General features: G+C 72.4%; 18 protein-coding genes and 1 tRNA gene. 3 read left to right on the forward strand and 16 right to left on the reverse strand.

Features of this window, described 5'->3' with window-relative positions:
- Positions 1-847: tryptophan--tRNA ligase (locus VFV21_RS05605; protein ID WP_329668494.1), on the reverse strand; the 847-nt coding region annotated here is incomplete at its 3' end.
- A gap of 105 nt (positions 848-952) precedes the next feature.
- Between VFV21_RS05605 and VFV21_RS05610 the strand changes: the two genes are divergently transcribed.
- Positions 953-1,753 carry a hypothetical protein gene (locus VFV21_RS05610; RefSeq protein ID WP_329668495.1) on the forward strand — a complete coding sequence of 267 codons (801 nt, stop codon included), beginning with the start codon at positions 953-955 and terminating at the stop codon, positions 1,751-1,753.
- A gap of 128 nt (positions 1,754-1,881) precedes the next feature.
- On the opposite strand, the gene VFV21_RS05615 is transcribed toward VFV21_RS05610, so the two are convergent.
- From VFV21_RS05615 to VFV21_RS05670, 12 genes are all read right to left on the reverse strand, one after another.
- Positions 1,882-2,031, reverse strand: a complete 150-nt coding sequence (locus VFV21_RS05615; protein ID WP_084590786.1) for an entericidin A/B family lipoprotein — start codon at positions 2,029-2,031, stop codon at positions 1,882-1,884.
- Between the two features lie 108 nt (positions 2,032-2,139).
- On the reverse strand, positions 2,140-3,060 hold the full coding sequence (rocF, locus tag VFV21_RS05620; protein WP_329668496.1) for an arginase: 921 nt from the start codon (positions 3,058-3,060) through the stop codon (positions 2,140-2,142).
- Entirely contained in the window at positions 3,057-3,479 is a 423-nt protein-coding gene (locus tag VFV21_RS05625; protein WP_329668497.1) for a rhodanese-like domain-containing protein, read from the reverse strand. Before VFV21_RS05625 ends, rocF begins: the two co-directional genes overlap by 4 nt.
- Before the next feature lie 80 nt (positions 3,480-3,559).
- Positions 3,560-5,989: an EAL domain-containing protein gene (locus VFV21_RS05630; RefSeq protein WP_329668498.1), complete on the reverse strand. Its 2,430-nt coding sequence runs from the start codon at positions 5,987-5,989 to the stop codon at positions 3,560-3,562.
- Positions 5,989-6,435, reverse strand: coding sequence for a response regulator (locus VFV21_RS05635; RefSeq protein WP_329668499.1), 447 nt, complete (start codon positions 6,433-6,435; stop codon positions 5,989-5,991). The genes VFV21_RS05630 and VFV21_RS05635 overlap by 1 nt, the downstream gene beginning before the upstream one ends.
- A 59-nt stretch (positions 6,436-6,494) precedes the next feature.
- Complete coding sequence (locus VFV21_RS05640; RefSeq protein WP_329668500.1) at positions 6,495-13,745, reverse strand: PAS domain S-box protein; 7,251 nt, start codon at positions 13,743-13,745, stop codon at positions 6,495-6,497.
- A gap of 104 nt (positions 13,746-13,849) precedes the next feature.
- Positions 13,850-13,925 (reverse strand) — tRNA-Thr (locus VFV21_RS05645).
- A gap of 44 nt (positions 13,926-13,969) precedes the next feature.
- Positions 13,970-14,626 (reverse strand): SPOR domain-containing protein, encoded by a 657-nt coding sequence (locus VFV21_RS05650; RefSeq protein WP_329668501.1) that lies wholly within the window; start codon positions 14,624-14,626, stop codon positions 13,970-13,972.
- A complete protein-coding gene (locus VFV21_RS05655; protein WP_329668502.1) occupies positions 14,623-15,375 on the reverse strand; it encodes a type III pantothenate kinase in 753 nt (250 codons plus the stop codon). The genes VFV21_RS05650 and VFV21_RS05655 overlap by 4 nt, the downstream gene beginning before the upstream one ends.
- Positions 15,372-16,337: a bifunctional biotin--[acetyl-CoA-carboxylase] ligase/biotin operon repressor BirA gene (birA, locus tag VFV21_RS05660; protein WP_329668503.1), complete on the reverse strand. Its 966-nt coding sequence runs from the start codon at positions 16,335-16,337 to the stop codon at positions 15,372-15,374. The genes VFV21_RS05655 and birA overlap by 4 nt, the downstream gene beginning before the upstream one ends.
- The gene (gene plsY / locus VFV21_RS05665) at positions 16,330-16,950 is read right to left on the reverse strand and encodes a glycerol-3-phosphate 1-O-acyltransferase PlsY (protein WP_329668504.1); all 621 of its coding nucleotides are present in this window, start codon (positions 16,948-16,950) and stop codon (positions 16,330-16,332) included. Before plsY ends, birA begins: the two co-directional genes overlap by 8 nt.
- A gap of 31 nt (positions 16,951-16,981) precedes the next feature.
- On the reverse strand, positions 16,982-18,793 hold the full coding sequence (locus tag VFV21_RS05670) for a DegV family protein (protein WP_329668505.1): 1,812 nt from the start codon (positions 18,791-18,793) through the stop codon (positions 16,982-16,984).
- A 161-nt stretch (positions 18,794-18,954) separates the two neighbouring features.
- Between VFV21_RS05670 and VFV21_RS05675 the strand changes: the two genes are divergently transcribed.
- Complete coding sequence (locus VFV21_RS05675) at positions 18,955-19,206, forward strand: hypothetical protein (RefSeq protein WP_329668506.1); 252 nt, start codon at positions 18,955-18,957, stop codon at positions 19,204-19,206.
- A gap of 45 nt (positions 19,207-19,251) precedes the next feature.
- Positions 19,252-20,010, forward strand: coding sequence for a M90 family metallopeptidase (locus tag VFV21_RS05680; RefSeq protein WP_329668507.1), 759 nt, complete (start codon positions 19,252-19,254; stop codon positions 20,008-20,010).
- Positions 20,011-20,040: 30 nt separating this feature from the next.
- Here the strand turns inward: VFV21_RS05680 and VFV21_RS05685 are convergent, their stop codons facing one another.
- The 3 genes from VFV21_RS05685 to VFV21_RS05695 form a co-directional block, all read right to left on the reverse strand.
- Entirely contained in the window at positions 20,041-21,426 is a 1,386-nt protein-coding gene (locus tag VFV21_RS05685; protein WP_329668508.1) for a sensor histidine kinase, read from the reverse strand.
- A gap of 6 nt (positions 21,427-21,432) precedes the next feature.
- On the reverse strand, positions 21,433-22,113 hold the full coding sequence (locus VFV21_RS05690; protein ID WP_034214380.1) for a response regulator transcription factor: 681 nt from the start codon (positions 22,111-22,113) through the stop codon (positions 21,433-21,435).
- A 52-nt stretch (positions 22,114-22,165) separates the two neighbouring features.
- Positions 22,166-22,376, reverse strand: a 211-nt coding sequence (locus tag VFV21_RS05695; protein ID WP_329668509.1) for a hypothetical protein, incomplete at its 5' end; no start/stop codon positions are given.

The following is a 22,376-nucleotide window of genomic DNA, read 5'->3' on the forward strand; positions in this document are numbered from 1 at the left end:
CGATGCGCTCGAAGAGCTGCTGCTTCGCATCGCCCCACGCGATGCCGTCGGCGAAGGCCTGGCGCATCGCCGCCGTCTCCGCTGGCGTGGCGAACGCCTGGTAGATCTGGAACAACGCCGAACCCTCGGTGTCCTTCGGCTCGCCCGGTGCGCGCGAATCGGTGACGATCGAGAAGATCAGCTTGCGCAGCTCCTCGCGCGGCGCGAACAGCGGGATGGTGTTGTCGTAGCTCTTGCTCATCTTGCGGCCGTCGAGCCCGGGCAGCGTCGCCACCTGCGCCTCGATCGCCGCTTCGGGCAGGGTGAAGTGTTCGCCGTACAGATGGTTGAAGCGCTGGCCGAAGTCGCGCGCCATCTCGATGTGCTGGATCTGGTCGCGGCCGACCGGGACCTTGTTCGCGTTGAAGATCAGGATGTCGGCGGCCATCAGCACCGGGTACATGAACAGCCCGGCGCTGATCCCGGCGTCGTCGTCCTCGCCGCTCTCGCGGTTCTTGTCGATCGCGGCCTTGTAGGCGTGCGCGCGGTTCAGCAGGCCCTTGCCGGCGACGCAGGTCAGCAGCCACGTCAGCTCGGGGATCTCCGGGATGTCGCTCTGCCGGTAGAACCACACCGTCGACGGATCGAGCCCGCAGGCCAGCCAGGTCGCGGCGATCTCCAGCGTCGAGCGCTGCACGCGCACCGGGTCGGTGACCTTGATCAGCGCGTGGTAGTCGGCAAGGAAAAAGAAGCTCTCGACGCCCGGCGTGCGGCTCGCGGCGACCGCCGGCCGGATCGCGCCCGCGTAGTTGCCCAGGTGCGGGGTGCCGGAGGTGGTGATGCCGGTGAGGACGCGGGTGGCGGGCATGTCGTCGTCTGCTGTGTGAACCGGCGCATTTTAGCCCGCCCGGGCCGCCAACCCCGTTCGTGCCCGCGGAACGTTGAAATGCGCGCCCATCCCCGGAGCCCGCCCATGAAACGCCTGACCCCCGCCCTCTTCGCCCTGGCCGCGCTGGCCAGCCTGCCCGCCGCCGCCCGGCCCGCGGCCCTGGTCGACCTGCAGGTCCTGGATCTGGAGCACCACGAAACCCTGCCCCGCCACCCGCACCACGGCCGCGAATTCATCGAGGGCCGCCCGGGCCACCGCTACGCCGTGGTGCTGCAGAACCTCACCGGCGAGCGCCTGCTGGCCGTGGTGTCGGTGGACGGCGTGAACGCCATCAGCGGCCAGACCGCCGGCAGCCAGCAGGCGGGCTACGTGCTGCAGCCCTGGCAGCGAATGGAAGTGCGCGGCTGGCGCAAGGACCTCTCGCAGGTGGCCGAGTTCGAGTTCACCGCGCTGGGCGACAGCTACGCCGCCCGCACCGGCAGGCCCGGCAACGTCGGCGTGATCGGCGTCGCCGCCTTCCGCGAGCGCCGCCCGCCGCCGCCGCGCTGGGAAGACGAGATCGCGCAGGCCGCGCCCGCCGCCAAGGCCCAGGCCGGCACCGCCGACGCGGCCGCGCCGGAAGCCGCCGCCGAAAGCGCGCGCTCGCGCCGGGTTGCAGAATCGGTGCAGCGCCAGCAGCTCGGCACCGGCCACGGCCAGCGCCGCTGGGATGCCGCCCGCACGACGCACTTCGAACGCGAGAGCGCGCATCCGGACCAGGTGATCTCGCTGTGGTACGACAGCCGCGAAGCGCTGGTCGCCCGCGGCGTGCTGCCGCAGATCTGGCCGCACTCGCACCGCCAGCCTGAAGCCTTCCCGATCGGCTTCGCCCCCGACCCCCGCTGAAAAAATGTAGGAGGGACTTCAGTCCCGAAACTTTCCGGCGAGAGGCTTCGGGACTGAAGTCCCTCCCACAGGAACGAGGAAGGGCCGGGCTTTTCAGGCCCGGCCCTTCGGCGTCGCGTGTCGCGGGATCAGTTCTTGGCTTCTTCCGCGGCTTCCTCGAGCTCGCCGCCGGCCTTCTTCACGTCCTTGCCGAAGCCTTCGACGGTGTTGCAGCCGGACAGGGCGAACGCGGCGATCAGGGACAGCAGCACGAGCTGGAACGAACGGGCACGGGTCATGGCGAGCTCCTTTGTTGTTGTGGTGGCCAGAGTCTATTCCGGCCGGATGCACAGTCAATAAACGCCGGGCGTTTTCACCCGGGATTCACGCCGGTGGCGAGGCCCGGTTCAGTCGCGCATCAGCGTCGATTTGCCGAACAGGCTCTCCACCAGGTCCACCGCCAGCAGGCCGGTGCGGTTGTGGTCGTCGAAGGCCGGGTTGAGCTCGACGATGTCCAGCGAGCCCAGGCGGCCGGTGTCGGCGATCATCTCCATCACCAGCTGCGCCTCGCGGTAGTTGGGACCGCCGGGCACGGTGGTGCCGACGCCGGGCGCGATCGCCGGGTCGAGGAAATCCACGTCGAAGCTCACGTGCAGGTGGGTGTCGGCGTCCACGCCTTCGAGCGCCTTCTCCATCGCGCGCTTCATGCCGAACTCGTCGATGTAGCGCATGTCGTAGATGTCGAGGCCGTACTCCTTCACCAGCCGCTTCTCGCCCTGGTCCACGGAGCGGATGCCGATCTGGCGGATCTCGGACGGCTGGATGGCGGGCGAGCTGCCGCCGAGGTTCACCAGCGCATCCGGACCGAGGCCGCACAGGCAGGCCACCGGCATGCCGTGCACGTTGCCCGAGGGCGTGACCTGGCTGGTGTTGAAATCGGCGTGGGCGTCGAGCCAGAGCACGCGCAGCTTTTTGCCGGTCTGGCGGCAGTGGCGGGCGACGGCGGTGATGCTGCCCACGCCGAGGCAGTGGTCACCGCCGAGCAGGATCGGCAGGCGGCCGGCCTGCAGCTGCGCCGCCATGGCGTCCATCACGCGGCGGTTCCAGTCCACCACTTCGGCCAGGTGGCGGTAGCCGTCGGTGGGCGGCAGCCACGGGTTGTAGGGACCGAGCAGGTTGCCGGTGTCATGCACCTCGAGGCCGCGATCGCGCAGCGCCTCGGCCAGGCCGGCGACGCGCAGCGCCTCCGGTCCCATGCTGGCGCCGCGGTGGCCGGCGCCGATGTCGGTGGGGGCGCCGATCAGCGCGATCGAACGGGAAAGACTCACTGGCTCGCCTCCGTGGCGGCGGGTTTGGCGACCGGTCGGCCTTCAGCCTCCCATCGAAGCCAGCTGCCCTCGATCTGGCGCACTTCGACGCCGGCCTTGGCCAGCACCTCCTCGGCGCTGGTGGCGCGCTTGCCGCTGCGGCAGTACACCAGCACCCAGGGGCGGTCGGCGGCCTCGACCTCGGCCAGGCGCGCGGCCAGCTGGTCGTGCGGGATGTTCACCGCGCCGGCGACGTGGCCGGCGGCGAATTCCTCGGGGCTGCGCACGTCCAGGAGCAGCGGCGCATCCGGGCGGGCGGTGATTTCCGCGACCGCGGCTGGGGAAACATCGGGGCGGCCGGCCAGCGCCGCGATCGGCAGCAGGCAGGCCAGCAGCAGGCCCTGGCGGGCCCGGGGAAGCAGCGTCGGATGACGGCGCATGGGCGCGTCCTCGCGTGGTGTGGGGGCCCTCAGGATAAGCCCGCCCGCGCGCCGGCCGCCACCCGCGGCGCGGCCGCGGCTCAGTCGCGCGGGAACTTGCGGTCGATCTCGTCGGCGGGCGACGGGCGGCCGAAGTGGTAGCCCTGCAGTTCGTCGCAGCCGATCTGGCGCAGGAAGCCGGCCTGGGCCTCGTTCTCCACGCCCTCGGCGGCCACCCGCATGCGCAGCTGGTGCGCCATGGCGACGATGGTGCGGGCGATCACGGCGTCGTCGGCGCTCTCGGGCAGGTCGCGGACGAAGCTGCGGTCGATCTTGAGCTTGTCGAGCGAGAACTCGCGCAGGTAGGACAGGCTCGAGTAACCGGTGCCGAAATCGTCCAGCGACAGCGACACGCCCAGCGCCTTGAGCTCGGCCAGGCGGCCCTGCACGCGCTCGACGTTTTCCATCAGCGAGCTTTCGGTCAGCTCGATCTCGAGCATGGCCGCCGGCACGCCGTGGCGCGCCAGCGCATCGCGCACCTGCTCGACGATATCGGGCCGCTGCAGCTGCTGGGCCGAGAAGTTCACCGCCACCGTGAAGCCGTCGCGGCCCTGGTCGCGCCAGGCGCGCAGCTGGCGGCAGGCCTCGTTGAGCACCCACAGTCCGACTTCCGGCATCAGGCCCAGCGACTCGGCGATCGGGATGAAACGGCCGGGCGGCACCGGGCCCAGGTCGGGGCTGGTCCAGCGCACCAGCGCCTCGAAACCGGTGATGCGCAGGTCGGTGGCGGCCAGCTGCGGCTGGTAGTGCAGGCTCAGCTCGTTGCGGGCGATGGCTTCGCGCAGGCGGGCGCCCAGCACCAGCCGGTCCTCGAGCTCCTGCATCTGGGTGGCGGAGAATTCGCAGATGCTGTCGCGGCCCTGGCGTTTGGCGCGGGTCATCGCCGCCTCGGCGCGGCGCAGCAGCTCCATGCCGCTGTCGCCGTGCTCGGGCGAGCGGCTGATGCCGATGCTGGCGGTGAGGAAGAGCTTGTAGCCATCGCCTTCGATCGGCTGCGCCACCGCGGCGCGCACCCGGCGGGCCATGTCCATGGCGCCGGCGCTGTCGATGCCCGGCGCGATCGCCACGAACTCATCGCCGGCGAAACGCGACAGGAATCCCCGCCCGCCCACCTCCGGGCCGATGCGGGCGGCCAGCAGCTGCAGGGCTTCGTCGCCGATCAGGTGGCCCATGGATTCATTGATGGCGTGGAAGCGGTCGATGTCGATGAACAGCACCGACACCACCGCACCCTCCGCCGACAGCATCTCCGCCAGCGTGGACTCGAGCACCGGGAAGCGCTGCAGCCCGGTGACGGCGTCGTGGCTGGCGGTGTAGGCCAGCTCGGCCTCCACCCGGTGGCGCTCGGTGAGGTCGTTCTGCACGCCGACGTAGTTCACCAGCCGGCCGCCCTCGTCGCGCACCGGCGAGAGGAACAGGTGGTTCCAGAAGTGGCTGCCGTCCTTGCGCCGGTTGTTGATGATGACGTTGCAGTCGCGCTCCTCGCGCAGCGCCGCGCGCAGGATGTCGAGCTCGGCCTGGCTGGTGGCTTCATCCTGCAGGAAGCGGCAATTGCGGCCGATCGCCTCCGCGGCGCTGTAGCCGGTCATCTCCTCGAACGCCGGGTTCACGTAGACGATGGGATTGTCGGGCTGGCGCGGGTCGGTGATGACGATGCCGTTGATGCTCGACTCGACTGCGCGCTCGAGCAGGAGCAGCCGCTCCTCGGCGGTGCGGCGGGCGCTGATGTCGTTGGCCAGCACCTGCCGGCAGGGACGGCCGTCGAGCACCAGGTTGTGGCTGGTGATCTCGGCCCAGAGCGTGCTGCCGTCCTTGCGCCGGTGCTGCCACGTGCCGGCGTAGCCATCGACGCAGCCCTGCCCGGCCAGGTGGGCGCGCAGGCGCTCGGCCTCGGCCGGGGTGCGGATGTCGGCGATGGTCATCATCGCCAGCTCGTCGCGGCTGTAGCCGTAGTTGGCCACCATCGCGTCGTTCACGGCCACGAAGCGCAGGGTCTCGGTGTCGTAGACCCAGGCCGGGAACGGGTTGCGGTTGAAGAGCTTCTGGTACCGCTGCCGGGCCTCGTCCAGCTCGCCGACTTGGCGGGCGCGCTCGGCGGCGTAGCGCAGCGAACGCGCCAGCTTCTCGCCGTCGATGTTGCCCTTGATCAGGTAGTCGGCGGCGCCGGCGTCGAGCGCCTCGCGGTCGACCTCGTCGTTGCCCTGGCCGGTGAGCATGATCACCGGGCGGTGCGCGCTGCCCTCGGCCACGGCCAGCCGCACCAGGTCCAGGCCGTTGTCCGGGCCCAGCAGGTAGTCCACCAGGTAGACGTCATGGCTGCCGGCCCGCAGCGCCTCCACGCCCTGCTTCAGGGTAGGCACCCAATCCAGCGTGAACTGGCCCGCGGGGAAATCGGCCAGCAGGTCGCGCAGGATCAGGAAATCCTCCTCGTCGTCATCCACCACCAGGACGCGAAGATGGATCGGTCGCATCATTTCGGGGCGTGCCCCGCGGCCGGCAGGTCGACGATCTGCAGCCAGTACTTGCCCAGGGTCTGCACGACCTCGATCAGCGCGGCGAAGCTGACAGGCTTCGTGATGAAGGAGTTGGCGCCGGCGCTGTAGCTGTTGGCCACGTCCTCCTCGGCCTTGGAGGTGGTGAGCACCACCACCGGGATCTCGCGCAGCTCGGGGTCGGCCTTGATCTCGCGGAGGGCCTCGCGGCCGTCCTTGCGGGGCATGTTGAGGTCGAGCAGGATCAGCCCCGGCATCGGGAAGCGCACGCTGTCGGCGTAGGGGCCGCGGCGCTTGAGGTAGTCCATCAGTTCCTCGCCGTCGGCCACGAACTGCAGCGGATTGCCCAGCCGGCACTCCTGGAAGGCCTCGCGGGTCATCAGCCGGTCATCGGCATCGTCCTCGGCCATCAGGATCGTGATCAAGGGGGGGGCTCCTAGGACCAGGGTTCGCGTCCGCTCCAATCTAACCCAATTCCGGCGGATTACCCCAGCCCGCCGGCCGGGGGCGACAGGCGGGGCTCGGCCGGCTGGTGGGCGGGCAGCATGAGGATGAACGCAGCGCCGGCGCCCGGGCGGCCTTCGGCCCGGACGGTGCCGCGGTGGCGCTCGGCGATGCGGCGCACGATGGCCAGGCCGATGCCGGTGCCGTCGTACTCGTGGCGGCCGTGAAGACGCTGGAAGGGGCCGAAGATCTTCTCCGCGTACCGGGGCTCGAAGCCGATGCCGTTGTCCTCGATGCGCAGCTCCCAGGCCGGGGCACCTTCGAGGGTGGCCGGGGTGGCGCTGACCTTCACCACCGGCGGCCGGTCCGGCGAACGGAACTTCAGCGCGTTCGCCAGCAGGTTCTGCAGCAGCTGGCGCATCTGGGTCGGGTCGCCCTCCAGGGTCGGCAGGCCGCTGCGCTCCACCCGGCCACCGCTGGACTCCAGCCGCGCCTCGAGGTCCTCGATCACTTCCGACAGCACCTTGTCCAGGTCCACCTGCGCGAAGGGCTTGCCGCGCGCGACCACCCGCGAGTACGCGAGCAGGTCGTCGATCAGCGTCTGCATGCGCGCGGCGGCCTGGCCGGTGCGGTCGAGGTAGTCGCGCGCCTCCGGGTCCAGCTGGGCGGCGTGGCGCTCCTGAAGGCGATCGGAGAAGGCGCGAATCTTGCGAAGCGGCTCCTGCAGGTCGTGCGAGGCAATGAAGGCGAAGTCCTGCAGCTCGCGGTTGCGGTTGTTGAGGTCGGCCAGGGTCTGGCGCAGGGCCTGTTCGGCCCGGCGGCGCTCGGTGATGTCGCGGCCGACGCCGTAGACCAGGCCGTCCGCGCCGGGCACCGAGATCCAGTCGATCCAGCGCACGGCGCCGTCCTTGCGCACGTAGCGGTTCTCGAAATGCAGCGGCACCGCCACCCGGGCCTTGAGCCGCGCGGCGCGCTCGCGGGTGGCGCCGTGGTCGTCGGGGTGGATGAAGTCGGTGAAATCGCGGCTGCACAGCTCCTGGGCGGTGTAGCCGGTGATCTCCGTGAACACCGGGTTGACCTGCAGCCAGCGCCGCGTGGTCGGGTCGAAGATGACGAAGATCTCGGCCGACATGTCGAAGAAGCGGTCGCGCACGCTCAGGCGTTCGATCAGGCGCGCGCGCTCGATCGCGATCGAGGCCATCTGCGCGAACTGCATCGCCACCAGCTCGTCGTCCTCGGTGAACTCGCCGCGCAGCTTGTCGCTGAGCTGCAGCAGGCCCATGTTCCGGCCGGCGCTGTCGATCAGCGGCACCGCCAGCCAGCCGCGCATCGGCGGATGGCCCTTGGCGTGCGGGCCGAAGCCGCGCCAACGCGGATGGGCCTCGAGCTCGGCCTGGGTAAGGCGCATCGGCCGGTTTGTCTCGGCCACCATGGCATAAATGCCGCTGTTGTCGGGTGGCGCGGCGTACTCGCGCCAGGCGGCGTACTTCTCCGCCAGCGACACGGCGTGGATCTGGTGGTCCTGGCCGCCGAGGATCACGCTGGCCACGGCCTGGTTCGCGCCCAGGATGGTGCGCGCCTGGTCGGCCAGCAGCTGGTAGAGCTCGCGCTCGGCGACGTCGCGGTTGAGCAGGATCGCCGCGTCGCTGAGCCGCCGCAGCTGGCGGCTGTTGTTCTCGGCGGCGTCCAGCGCATCGGCCAGGTCGCGCTGGTGCTTGCGCAGCAGGCTGATGTCCTGGGCGATGCCGAACACGCCGGTCACGCGTCCGTCCACCACGATCGGCAGGTTGGTGACGCGCATGTCCAGCCGGTGGCCGCCCTCGAGCACGGCGGTGGCCTCGTAGGTTCGCGCCTCGCCGCGCACGGCGGCGCTGAAATGGGCGCGGACGACCTCGCGCTGCTCCGGCGCCACGTTGGCGTCGAACATCTGGCCGCGCACCTGGTCGATAGTGCGGCCGGTGGCGCGCAGGCGCCCGTTGTAGTCGGTGTAGCGGCCTTCCAGGTCCATCGCGTACACGGCGTCCGGGTGCTCGTCGAACAGCGAGCGGAAACGCTGCTCGCTGAGCTGGATGCGGCGATAGTCGGCGACCTGCTCCACCGCCATGGCCACCATCGCCGCCAGGCTGTCCACCACGGCCAGCTCGGCCTCGGTGGGCGTGCGCGGCTGGCGGTAGTAGGTGGCGAAGGTGGCCAGCACCATGCCCTTGGCGGACAGCACCGGCGTCGACCAGCAGGCGCGCAGGCCATGCTCCAGGGCCAGGGCGCGGTAATCCTCCCAGAGCGGATCGGTGGCGATGTCGGTGACCACCACGCGCTCGCGGCGCCAGGCGGCGGTGCCGCAGGAGCCGGCCTTCGGGCCGATGGGCTGGCCGTGGACGCCCAGCGTGAAGGCCTCGGGCAGGTCCGGCGCCGCGCCGTTGAGCACGCGCTGGCCGTCCTCGTCGAGCAGCAGGATCGAGCACATCGCCTCGGGATACTGCAGCTGGTAGAGGCGGGCGACGGCGTCGAGGGATTCGGGCAGCGGCCGGCGCGCGGCGATGCCGGCCAGGATCGCGCGCTTGCCGGCCTCGATCCGCTGCGCCAGCTTGGCCGCCGTGATGTCGCGGATGAAACCGGTGAAGGCACGACCGGTCTCCGACTCCACTTCGGTGATCGACAGTTCGACCTGGATCTCCTCGCCGTCCGCGCGCAGGGCCGACAGCTCCAGGCGCCGCCCCAGCACCCGCTCCTCGCCGGTTTCCAGGTAGCGGCGCATGCCCGCCTCGTGCGGCGCGCGCAGGCCGGGCGGGATGATCACGTCGGAGAGCTTGCGGCCGATCACGTCGGCCCGCGCATGGCCGAACAGGCGCTCCGCGGCCGGGTTGAACTCGATGATCCGGCCGTCGTCGCCCATGGTGATGATGCAGTCGAACGCGCTCTCGACCGTGGTGCGCATGCGCTGCTCGCTCTCGCGCAGGCGGCGCTCCTGCTGCTTGCGCACCGTGATGTCGTGCATGGCGACCACGGCACCCAGCAGCTCGCCGCCCGGCGCGCGGATGCGCTCGCCGCTGCACAGCACCAGGCGGCGCGGCAGGTTCTTCGGCGCGATCACCATCTCGACCTCGCGCACCACGTCGCCACGCAGCGCGCGGAACAGCGGCACGTCCTCCATCTGCATCGGCGTGACGCCGTCCGGGTGGTAGAGGTCGTAATGCGCGGCCCAGTCCTTGGCCTCCAGCGGCACATCGGGCAAGCCATGCAGCTCGCAGGTGGCCTGGTTGAACAGCGTCAGCAGGCCTTTGGCGTCGCAGGCGACGATGCCCTCGGACAGGCTGTCGAGCGTGACCTTCAGGAATTCGCGCTCCTGCTGCAGCACCGCCTCGGCCTGCTTGCGTTCGGAAATGTCCTGGAAGGCACCCTGCACGCGCACCACCTTGCCCTGCGCATCGAACACCGGCAGGCCCAGGCTGCGGATCCAGACGCGCTTGCCGCTCGCCGTAAGCAACACCGACTGTTCGTCGTAGGGTTGTCCCTTCTCCACGCAGTCGAGGAACACGCTGCGGACGCGCTCCCGGTACTCCGGCGCGTAGTAGGAGATCGCCTCCTCCAGCGGCGGCGAGAAGCCGGCCGGTCGCTCGTGGATGGCCGCCACTTCCTCGGACCAGACCACGCGTTGCTCGGCCAGGTCGACGTACCAGCCGCCCAGTCGTGCCGTCTGGCCGGCCATGCGCAGCAGCTGCTCGTTGCGTTCGAGCTGCTCCTGGGTGCGCTTGCGCTCGGTGATGTCCTGCACGCTGCCGGCCAGCAGGCGCGGCACGCCGGCCTCGTCGCGCACCAGGCGCGCGCGCTCGTGCACGTGGCCGGTGCGGCCGTCGGGCAGCAGGATGCGATGCTCGATGTCGAGGTCCGGCCCACCCGCCAGCGTCGCCTGCTGCGCCGCCTGCAGGGCCGGGAAATCATCCGGGTGCACGCGCGCGGCGAAGGCCTCGAAGTTGCCCGCGAATTCGTCGCGGCCCACCGCGAAGATCGAATACACCTCGTCCGACCAGGAAAGGCGCTGGCTGGCCAGGTCGAGCTCCCAGGCGCCCATGCGCGCCACCTGCTGGGCACGCTGCAGGCTTTCCTTGGCTTCGCGCAGGGCCTGCGACTGCCGCGCCGCCTCGGTGGCGTCGCGCGCCACCGCGAACACCAGCCGCTCGCGGGGCGACCACACCAACGACCACTGCATGATCGCGATGCGGCCATCGCGCGCGATGTGGCGGTTGCGGAAGTCGAGCGTGGGCCGGCCCGCCAGCACGTCCGCCATCGCGCGGTGGGTGGCGCCGCGGTCGTCGGGGTGCACCAGGTCGGCCACCGACCGGCCCAGCAGCTCGTTCGGCGGATAGCCCCACACCGTGGCGCTGGCCGCGCTGACCTGGGTGAAGCGACCGTTGGCGTCGATCGCGCAGATGACGTCCAGCGAGTTGTCCATCACCAGGCGGTTGAGCACCAGCGACTGCTCCAGTCGCCGCGTCAGCTCGCGCAGTGCATCCTCGGAACGCCGGCGATCGGTGATGTCCTGCATCGCGCCGGCCGCGAACAGCGGGTGGCCCTGGTCGTCGCGGACCAGGGTGCCGATCTCGCGCACCGTGCGGGTGTCGCCGTCCGGGCGCAGCACCTTGTACTCGAGGTCGATGTCGCCCTCGCCGGCGTGCAGGCGGTGGTGTGCCTCCTGCACCCGCTGGCGGTCGTCGAAGGCCACGCGCTCGAGCAGGGCCGGCAGGCCGCGCGCCATGCGCTGGCCGGCCAGGCCGAGGATCCGCAGCACTTCGTCCGACCACTGCAGCTCGCCGGTGGCCAGGTCGTACTCCCAGGCGCCGAGCTGGGCCAGCCGCTGGGCGCGGCTCGAGCTGGCCTGGGCGCGCGCCAGCGCCAGCTCGGCGCGCTTGCGCTCACCGATGTCCTGGAAATAGACGGCCAGCCCGTTCGGATGGGGGAAGGCGCGAATCGCGAACCAGGTGGCCAGCGGCGGGTAGAACACCTCGAACGCCACCGTGCAGCGCTCGGCCACCGCCTTGCGGTACTGCACCTCCACCTCGCTGCCCACGGCCTCGGGGAACGCCTCCCAGACCGACCGGCCGATCAACGCTTCCTTCGGTCGCCTGACCAACGCCTCGGCCTGGGGGTTGAGCAGCACGAAGCGCCATTCCTTGTCCAAGGTGTAGAAGGCGTCGCTGATGCTGCCGAACACCGTCGCCAGTTCGCGCTCGACGCTGAAGAGGGCCGTGCGGGCGCGCTCGTGCTCCTCCACCTGCAGCCGCAATGCCTGGCCGCGGCGCTCGGCCAGGTCGGCGCGCTCGCGGGCCAGTGCCGCCAGCCTCAGCGCCAGCGCCAGCAGGCCGCCGGTGGCGAGGCCGGTGAACAGCAGAAGGTTGGCGAAGTTGCCGGTGCCGGGCACCGGCGCGATCGGCCAGAGTTCGATCCGCAGCGGCGCGTCCAGGAATTCCACTTCGCGCACGAGCGCCGGCGGACCTTCGGCCTCGCCGCGGCGGAACACCGCGCGCCCCTCCCGGCGCAGCACCAGGGTGTTCTGCGGCACGACCCCACCCAACACGCGCGGGAAGAGACGCTCGTACTCGATGGCGGTCACCAGGAAGCCCAGGGTCTGGCCATCGCGGGCGGCGCGCTTGACCACCAGCTCGCCGCGATCCACCGGCGCCGAACGGGCGGCGTCCGAGGCCTCGTCGGTCCCGGCGCTGCGGAAGAGTTCTGCCAGTCCCTCGTCGAGCTCCAGGTGCTTGCCCAGCAGGTCGGGCGGGTTCTCCAGGCGCGTGTAGAGCTCGATGGCGACGCCGTCCGGGTCGGCCCAGACCATGGCCGCCATGCTCGGGAAGTCGCGTACGAACAGCTCGGCGTCGAGACGGAAGTAGCGGCGCTGGGTCTCGGCATCCGTGGCGCGGGTCATGCGCGCCGCCATGCGATCGAGCGCGCTCAGGCGGGTGCGCTGGCCTTCCTCCAGCGCCAGCACCACCGCATCCATCTGCCGCTTCAGGGCGGCCTTGTCGCGGCGGTCCTGGTCCTGGTTGATGCCGTACCAGACCACCAGCGAGGTCAGCGTCACCGCCATCGCCACCAGCATCGGCAGCCACACGCCGCGCCGCTGCTGGCCGTCGCGGGTGCCCGCGCCAGGGCCGGCGAAGGCCAGGCCGAGGCCGAGCACCAGCACCGCGGCGCCGGTGAGCAGGGCCATCGGCGTGTGCGAACCCCAGGCGCGCACCACCGGGACGTCGACCAGGTAGCCCGCCAGCACCACGGCGCCGATCACCGACACCATGAAGCCGCAGGCCCAGGTCGCCGCCCAGCGGCTGGGCACCCGCTCGTCGCCCCGGGGCACCAGCGCGATGCCCAGGGCGGCGAGCAGGAAGGCCGTCGCGGTGTTCGGCGCCATCCGCCCCGGCAGCACGCCCTCGGCGACGATGCCGTGCGCGATCAGCCACTCGCCCACGCCCAGCGCGAGGCCGGCGTATTCCTCCGCCAGGCTGGCCGCCGCCAGCACCAGCACCGGCAGCATCGGCAGCAGCGCGCGGCGTCGCCATCCGGCGCCCACGAGGCCGAGGCCGGCCGCCGACAGCACGCAGGCCAGCGCGGTGTTGAACTGCATCGGCACGTACGGGGTGCCGGCCTGGACGATGGCGGCGCTGCCGGTGGCCCAGCCCAGCATCGCCAGCAGGCCCAGGCCCGCCAGCAGCGCCGAGGCCAGCCTCAGCATCCGCTGCGGCTGCCCGTGCAAGCCGGAGACCAGGAGCCAGCCGCCCAGCGCGGCGTGCGCGGCGATCGCCGACCCGGCCAGCAGGAAGCCCTCGTCGCCCGGCGATCGTCCGTCGTCGGCGGCGAACGCCACGGCCGCCAGCGCCAGCTGCACCGCGCCGAGCACCCGCACCGCGGCATCGCGCAGCGGCGGTCGCGGCGCGTTCGCCATGCCCATCGCGAGCAGCGCCACGGCGGTGCCCAGGGCCGCCGCCGGATGCGCCAGCGAGCGGGCCGCCGGCCAGGCCACCAGGCCCACCAGCACGACCAGCAGCAGCGCCGGGATGACCCGCGTGGCAGCGGCCCGCGCCGGCGCGAGGCCCCGCAGCAGGAACCAGGTCCCCACGAGGAAGGGCGTGGCGAGGGCCAGCAGTGCCGGCAGGCCAGGGGCCGGTGTCGCCGGCCGCACCAGCAGCGCGTCCACCAGCGTCAGCAGCAGCAGGCCGATGCCCGGCACGAGCCAGGGCTGCCCGCCCGGGACCGCGTCGGGAAGCTGCACGGCGTCGGTGCGGTGTTCGTTCCCCATGCGCGACGCGGACTCCACCGGCCGTCGCGGCCAGTTTGCCTTTCGCTATAGGAACGCAAATCCGGGGCGAATGCCATGGCCGGAATTCGCCGCCCGGGCAGGGATGGTGCCGGCACCCGGATTCGAACTGGGGACCTACCGCTTACAAGGCGGTTGCTCTACCAACTGAGCTATGCCGGCGACGCGGCGGATTCTAACCCGCGGCGCGCGCGCCGTGGCGGCGGTTACTCGCAGGCGACCGGGCGCGCTTCGATGCCGGTGGCGCGCGGCAGCAGCGGCTGCCACTGGAAGCCGGGCTCGGAGGCGATGTCGATCCACCACTGCGCGGCATCTTCGGTGCGCGGCTCCAGCACCGCCTGGAAGCCCAGCGTCGCGAGCTCCTCGCGCCGCTTGTTGGCGTTGCCGAGATCGCGGAACAGCCCGAGCGACACCGTGTTCTCCTGCGCGCCGGCGGTGACGACGTAGTAGTCGCGCACGCCCCTGGCGGCGAGCTGGCGCGCGGTGGCGAGCGCGGCCTCGCGGCTGCCGGCGGCGGGCAGGAAGACGCGGTAGCCGCGCAGTTCGGTCGCGGCCACTTCGCGGAACTGGATGCGCGCGACGCCGGGCGTCAGCGCCGCCATCGCCGCGCGCAGCTCCGCGGGCGTGCCGAACGGGCCGAGGCTGAGGCACGCCGGCTCCGCGGGCAGCGGCACCGGCACCGCGCCCAGTTCGGCCGCGTCGGGCGGCGGCGGGGCCTCGGCCTCGCCCAGCAGCACCAGGCTGCCGACGCCATCGTCGCGCGCGGGCGGCGCCAGCGGCTGCGGCGGTTCGTGCAGCGCCCACCAGGCGGCGACGCCAAGGTTCAGGCAGATCAGCAGCACCGCCAGTCCACGCAGGATCATTCGTCCTTGTCCCTTTTCTCGGCGGCGTAGACCGCCAGGCCTTCCAGCACCAGTCCGGGTGCGGATTCGGATTCGATCTCGAGCCACTCGAGCAGGCGCGGCGCGCCGCCGCCGCTGATGAGCACGCGCGGCGCGACGCCCAGCAGGCGGATCGCCTGGCGATGGCAGCGCTCGACCAGGCCGACCGCGGCGCCGAGGCTGCCGCCGGCGAGGGCATCGGCGGTGTCGGTGGCGAAGTCGCAGGCCTCGCCGCCGGCATAGGCCAGCGCGGGGAAGCGCGCGGCCAGCGCCGCGCGCATGTGTTCGGGACTGGGTGCGATCACGCCGCCGCGATGCTGGCCGCTGCCGTCGAGCAGGTCGACGGTGAGCGCACTGCCGGCCGACACCGTCAGCCACGGCCCGTGGCCGCGCGCCTGCGCGGCGAGCAGGCCGAGAAAGCGGTCCACGCCCAGGCGTGCCGGCTCGGCGTAGGCGATGCGCACGCCGGCGCATTCGGCCTGGGTGCGGGCACGCGTGGCCGGGTTGCCGTGTCGGGCCAGCGCCTCGGCCACCGCGGCGGTGGGTTCGGAACCGGCCACCGACGCCAGCCAGCAGCGGTCGCCCGGCTGCACGCCGACCAGCCAGCGCTGCAGCGAGGGCGCGAAATCGGCGGCGCCGTGCGCCCAGGCCTGCACCGCGCCGAGGCCGCCGGCCGGATCCCAGGACGCGACCTTGAGCCGCGAGTTGCCGAGGTCGAGGAGCCAGTTCATGCGGCGCGCAGGCTGGCTTCGCCGGCGTGGCAGCGCCGTTCACCGTCGGCGCCGCGCAGGCGCAGTGCGCCGTCGACGGCGATGCCGGCGGCCACGCCCTCGTAAACGCGTTCGCCCTCGACCACGCGCACCGCGCGGCCGGCGAGCAGGTCGTGGCGGTCCCAGGCCTCGAGCCAGGGCCCGAGCCCCTCGCGTTCGAAGCGCGCCAGCATCGGCAGCAGGTGGTCTAGCAGGGCGACGCAGACGGCGTGGCGATCGGGCGCCTGCGCCGAGAGCCCCGCGAGATCGCACCAGGGCTGGTCGATGCCGCGCGCGGCGGCGGGCGGCATCGCCACGTTGAGGCCAAGGCCCACCACCACGCGCAGCGGCCCGCCGGCGTCGCCGCCGATCTCGACCAGGATGCCGCCGAGCTTGCGGTTGCCGACCAGCAGGTCGTTCGGCCACTTCAGGCCGACGTCGCGGTAGCCCAGCGCATGCAGGGCTTCCGTCGCCGCCACGCCGACCGCCAGGCTCAGCCCCTGCAGCGCGGCGACGCCGCCGTCGAAACGACGCGACACGCTCAGGTACACGTGCGCCGCCAGCGGCGACGCCCAGGCGCGGCCGCGGCGACCGCGGCCGGCCGTCTGGCGTTCGGCGAACCACACGCCGCTGCCGCGCGCCGGCACCGGCTCGCGCAGCGCCACCGCGTTGGTGGAGTCGGTGTCGAACAAGACCTCCAGGCTCGCCAGCTCGGCGCGCGCCGCCGGTGCCAGCGCCGCCAACAGCCGCGCGGCGTCGAGCAACTGCACCGGTTGCGCCAGCGCATAGCCCTGCCCCGCCCGCGCCTCGATCCCGACGCCCGCGGCGCGCAGCGCCTCGATCCGCTTCCACACCGCGCTGCGGGTGATGCCGAGCTCGCGCGACAGCGCCGCGCCCGAGGCCGGGCCGTCGCAGAGCCGCGCCAGCAGCGCGCGATCAGTCATGCGCGCGGCGCCGCGGCACCAGGAAGCGCGCGCGCTCGAAGCGCGGCTCGGTGCCGGCCCGCAGCCGCGCCACGTTGCTGCGGTGGGTGAACAGGATGAAGACCGCAAGCACGCAGGCGAAGCCCAGCCGCCACGCATCGGCGCCGGTGAGCAGCGCCAGCGGCACCAGGCTTGCCGCCGCCAGGACGGTGGACAGGCCGACGTAGCCGCCGAGGCCCAGCACCAGCAGCCAGGTGCCGATCAGCACGGCGAGGCCCCAGGGCCACAGCACCAGCAGCACGCCCACCAGCGTGCCCGCGCCCTTGCCGCCGCGGAACCCGTGGAAGACCGGCCACACGTGGCCCAGCACCGCCGCGAAGCCGGCCGCCCACGGCAGCCACGGCCCGGCGCCGCCGAAGCGCAGCGCCAGCCACGCCGCGAGCACGCCCTTGCCCACGTCCACCAGCACGGTGCCCAGCGCGAACTTCCAGCCCTGGGTGCGCAGCGCGTTGGTGCCGCCGGCGTTGCCGCTGCCCTGGGTGCGGATGTCCACGCCGCGCAGGCGGCCGAGCAGCAGGCTGCCCGACAGCGAGCCCAGCAGGTAAGCGACGAGGAGAAGGGCGAGCGCGATCATCGCCGCATTATGGGCCAGCCCGCCGCGCCCGTCAGGCCAGCGGCTGCACCGACACCACGAGTGCGCCCGGGCCCGCGTGCGCACCGATCGCCGAGCCGGTCTCGACCAGCCAGCCCTCGGCCACGTCCAGTTCGGCGCGAAGCGTGGCCAGCAAACGTTCGCCGTCGGCGGCGGCATCGCAGTGGCCCACGATCACGCGCAGGCGCTGGCCGCGCCCCACCCGCCTGGCCACGTAGCGACCGAAGCGCTCGGGCTGGTTCGCCGCGCCGAACAGGCCGCCGACCACGCCCAGCCGCCCGGTCGGCTTCACCTTCGCCATCGGGGTCAGGCCCAGCCAGTCCACCAGCGGCTTGGCCCAGGCCGGGATGCGGCCGCCGCGCACGGCGTGGCGGATGTCGCGGGCCAGGGCCCAGGTCAGGGTCAGCGGCTTGAGCCGGGCCAGCTCGGCCAGGATCGTCGCCGCGTCGGCGCCGGCCTGGGCCATCTCCGCGGCGCGCATCACCAGCAGGCCTTCGCCGCCGGAGGCATTGCCGGTGTCGAACACGTGGGTGCGGCCGGGATGGCCGCGCTGGGCCGCGGTTTCGGCCGACTGCAGCGTGCCCGACACCGCCCGCGACAGGCCGACGTAGACCAGTTCGCGATGGTGCGAGAGCAGGAACTCGAACTGCCGGCGGAAGTCACCCGGCGGCGGCTGGCTGGTGCGCGGCAGCACCAGCTCGGTGCGCAGCTTGCGGTAGAACTCGGCGGTCGAGAGCCCGACCTTGTCCAGGTAATCCTGGTCGCCGAAGTTCACCCGCGCCGGCACCATGTGGATGTTCAGGCGCTGCATCTCGGCCTCGGGCAGGTCGGCGGCGCTGTCGGTGATCACGGCCACCGCGATCGCGCCGGCGGCGGTGCGGGCCTGGGCGTGCATGTCGTCGGCCTTCGCGCCCTCGACGCGGCCGAAGCGCGCGGCCACTTCGAACATCGCGCTAGGGTTGGCCACGTGCGCGTGCAGGCGCAGCCGGGTGTGGCTGCCCGCGATCACCACGCAGGACGAGCCCAGCTCGCCCATCGCCGCGCGCAGGCCGGCGCGGTCCAGCCCCTCGCCGACCAGCAGGCATTCGCTGCACCAGCGGTGCTCGGGATCGGCGTCGCCGAGTTCGCCGTGGCCTTCGGCGGCCTCGAGGTCGGCGGGCAGTTCGTCGGCGACGCCGACCGCGTCGATGGCGCCGGAAGCGATGAATTCCTCGATGCCCTCGAGCAGGTCCACGAAGCCTTGCGCGCCCGCATCCACCACGCCGGCCTTGGCCAGCACCGGCAGCTGGTTGGGCGTGTTCGCCAGCGCACGGCGGCTGTGCTCGAGCCCGCGCCGGAACCAGGCGCCGAGGTCGCCGCCGCCGGGATGCTCCAGCGCGTCGGCGAAGGCGGCGATCACGCTGATGATGGTGCCCTCGCGCGGTTCCGACAGCGCCTGCCGCGCGGACGCGGCGCCGGCGCGGATCGCGCGGGCCAGGGCCTCGGGTTCGAGCGCGCGGGCGCTGCCGGCGGCCTCGGCCACGCCGGTGAGGAACTGCGCCAGGATCGCGCCGGAATTGCCGCGGGCGCCATCCACCGCGTCCTCGCCGACCCGCCGCAGCAGGTCGCCGGCCCCCTGGGTGCGGCGGCTCAGCGCACCGGCCAGCACGCCGCCGAGGGTGAAGGCGAGGTTGCTGCCGGTATCGCCATCGGGCACCGGGAAGACGTTGATCTTGTTGAGTTGTTCGCGCTGGGCGATGACGCGACGGGCGCCGGCGATCAGGGCGCGCCGGAGCGCGGGGCCGCGGATCAGCGGGCGGGGCGGGTCAAGGAATGCGGCGTTCATGGGCTGCCGGAGTCTGCCGTAAAACCCGCGCCGGCGGCCATGCTGCGCCGCCGCATGCGGGACGCCCGGCAGCGGCCGGGAATCAGGGTTAGAATCCGGTCTTGCAACCCTCGGGCCCGCCACGGCATCCCAAGGGACGTCCCCGACCGCAGGTGTCCGCCATGTACCGCATGCTGCTCGCCCTCAGCCTCGCCCTCGCCGCCCCGGCCGCTTTCGCCGCCGAACCCGTGCCGATCGAATCCGAGGCGCCGGGCTGCACCAAGGCCAAGCCGGCCACCGGCGAGGCGCCCGCCGCCGCGGAGGGCTCCACCACCGCCGCCCGCCCGGGCACGCCCGCGCCGGTGCGTCCGCGCGCCGCCGGTACCCGCAGCGGCCCGCGCTGGCACAGCCTGCTGCCCGGGATGATCCGCTAAGGCCCACGCCTTGCCTGGCGCCCGCATCGCCCGCACGCTGCGGGCATGAAGTCGCTGCTCCGCCGCCTGCTGCCCGCTCCGCCCGCGCTGTCCCCGGAGGACGCCGCGGACCTGTTCGCCGACCTACCCTGGCTCGCGCGCCTGGACGCCGCGCGCCGCGAGCGCCTGCTCGCGCTCGTCGCACGCTTCCTGACCCGCAAGGCGATCACGCCCGTGCACGGGCTCGCGCTGTCGCCGGTGCAGAAGCACCGGCTGGCCGCGCTGGCCTGCCTTCCCTTGCTTGAGTTCGGTGAGGAAGGACTGCGCGGCTGGTCGGAAGTGATCGTCTATCCCGGCGCGTTCCGCGTGCACCGCCGCCACCACGACGAGGACACCGGCGTGGTCGCCGAGTGGGAGGACGAGCTGGCGGGCGAAGCCTGGGACCAGGGGCCGCTGGTGCTGTCCTGGGACGACATCGAGGCCGACCTGGCCGAACCCGAGGCGGGCTTCCAGCTGGTGGTGCACGAAATGGCGCACAAGCTCGACGCGCTCGACGGCGCGATGGACGGCACCCCGCCCCTGCCCGCGGCCTGGCAGCGCGAGTGGGCGCGGGATTTCCAGGCGGCCTACGAAGCCTTCTGCGCGCGCGTGGATGCCGGCGACGACACGCCGATCGATCCGTACGCGGCCGAGGCGCCGGAGGAGTTCTTCGCCGTCGCCAGCGAGTACCACTTCTCCGCGCCGGCGCTGCTGGCCGCGGAGATGCCGGCCGTCGCCGCGCACCTGCGGCGCTTCTACGGCCATTCGCCGATCCCCGCGGCCTGACGCGCGGGATCGCGCCCGCACCCGGCCGGCTCAGAACGCCGGCGGGATGCGCACCCGGAAGCGGGCGCCGCCCAGTTCGGGCGCGCGCTCCACCCGCAGCTGGCCGCGGTAGGCCGCCACGATGTCCTGCACGATCGACAGGCCGATGCCGTGTCCCTGCACCCGCTCGTCGCCGCGCACGCCGCGCTGGAGCAGGCGCTCGACCGCCTCGGCCGGGATGCCGGGGCCGTCGTCGTCGACGATGAAGCTCACGCCGGGACGCTGGTTGGGCGCGGCGGGCTCGACCTGCACCACCAGCAGCACGCGCTTGCGGGCCCACTTGAAGGCGTTCTCGAGCAGGTTGCCCATCAGCTCCTGCAGGTCGCCCAGCTCGCCGTAGAAGCGCGCGCTGGCATCGATCTCGAATTCGCACAGCACGCCCTTGGCCGCGTACACCTTCTCCAGGCCGGCGACGATCTCCTCCGCGCGCGCCTCGATCTCGATCGGCGCGGCGAACAGGGCGTGGCCGCTGCGGGCGGCGCGCGAGAGCTGGTAGGACACGATCTCGTTCATGCGCTGCACCTGCGCCGCGACCTCGGTGCGCAGCTCCTCGTGGCTGGCGTCGGCCTCGAGGCGCGAGCGCAGCACGGCCAGCGGCGTCTTGAGGCTGTGCGCCAGGTCGGAGAGCGTGTTGCGGCTGCGCTCGAGATGGCTGCGCTCGGATTCGATCAGGTTGTTGATCGATTCGGTGATCGACTCGAGTTCGCGCGGGTGCCGGCCGGACAGGCGCTGGCTCTGGGCCTTGCGGACCCGCGCCAGCTCGCGCTCGACGTTGCGCAGCGGCATCAGGCTCCAGCGCAGCACCAGCACCTGCACCATCAGCAGCAGGACGGCGGCCAGGCCGAGGTAGCCCCAGAGCGCGCGTCGGAACACGTTGACCTGGTCCTGGATCTGCGCCGCGTCCTCGTAGACGCTGAAGGTCAGGCGGAAATCACCGGCCGACTCCCAGATCACGCCGATCGAATAGGCGTAGACGCTGTTCTCCATGCCGCGCGCGTCGATGATGCGCAGCGGGCCTTCGAAGCGGCGTTCACCGGGCTCGAGGAAGGCCACCGGCGGCAGCGAGCGCCCCAGCGACGAGGCCGACTCCCAGCGCAGGCCATCGCCGCGCACGCTGGCGTACAGGCCGCTGCCCGGGATCATGAAGCGGATGTCGGGCGGCGTTTCCGGCGAGATGAAGGCGCGGCTGCGGTCGAGCTCGCTGCCGGAGAGGTAGCCGTTGGCCAGGTCGGCCAGGCGCTCGCGCAGCGCGTTCTGCGCGGTGTCGACGAAGGCGCGGTCGAGCGCGTAGCCGGTCAGCCCCAGGAAGGCGACCAGCGCGAGGCTGGCCGCCAGCAGCTGTCGGGCCTGCAGCGATAGCGTGCGCCAGCCGCGCAAGGCGGCTTACTCGTCGCGGGGGATGGCGAAGCGGTAGCCGCGGCCGCGGACGGTCTCGATCGGCTTGATCTCGCCTTCGGGGTCGAGCTTCTTGCGCAGGCGGCCGATGAAGACCTCGAGCACGTTGGAGTCGCGGTCGAAATCCTGCTGGTAGATGTGCTCGGTGAGGTCGGCCTTCGAGACCAGCTCACCCGCGTGCAGCATCAGGTATTCGAGCACCTTGTACTCGTAGCTGGTCAGGTCGACGCCGACGCCGTTGACGGTGACCGTCTGGGCCGAGAGGTCGAGCTTGACCGGGCCGCAGTCGAGCGAGGGCTTGGACCAGCCGGCGGCGCGCCGCAGCAGGGCGTTCATGCGGGCCAGCAGCTCTTCCACGTGGAAGGGCTTGACCAGGTAGTCGTCGGCGCCGGACTTCAGGCCCTCGACCTTGTCCTGCCAGCTCGAGCGCGCGGTCAGGATCAGGATCGGGAACTTCTGGCCCTCGGCGCGCAGCGCCTTGACCAGGTCCATGCCCGACATCTTGGGCAGGCCCAGGTCGATCACGGCGATGTCGAACGGCACTTCGCGGCCGTGGTACAGGCCTTCCTCGCCGTCGCCGGCGGTGTCCACGGCGAAACCCTCGCGCTTGAGGCGCGCGGCCAGGGTTTCACGGAGCGGGGCTTCATCCTCGACCAGCAGTACGCGCATGGCGTCTCCTTCGACAGGGGAACGGCCCGTGGGGGGCCGGGACAGGGGGGAATCAGTTCTCGTCGTCGCCGCGGCGCGGTTCGCCGCGACCCGCTTCGACCTGCGGCTCAGGGCGGACCTCGACCGGTTCGGGCCGGCGGGCACGGTCGCGCAGCATCAGGCTGCGGCGGTCGGTGCGCGGCGGTTCGCGGTCACGGGCATCATGCATCACGCGCACGCGGCCATCCGGGGTCAGCACCTTGTAGCGGTAAACCTCGCGGCCA

Origin of the sequence: Arenimonas sp. (assembly GCF_036275555.1) — a bacterium.
GTDB lineage: Bacteria > Pseudomonadota > Gammaproteobacteria > Xanthomonadales > Xanthomonadaceae > Arenimonas.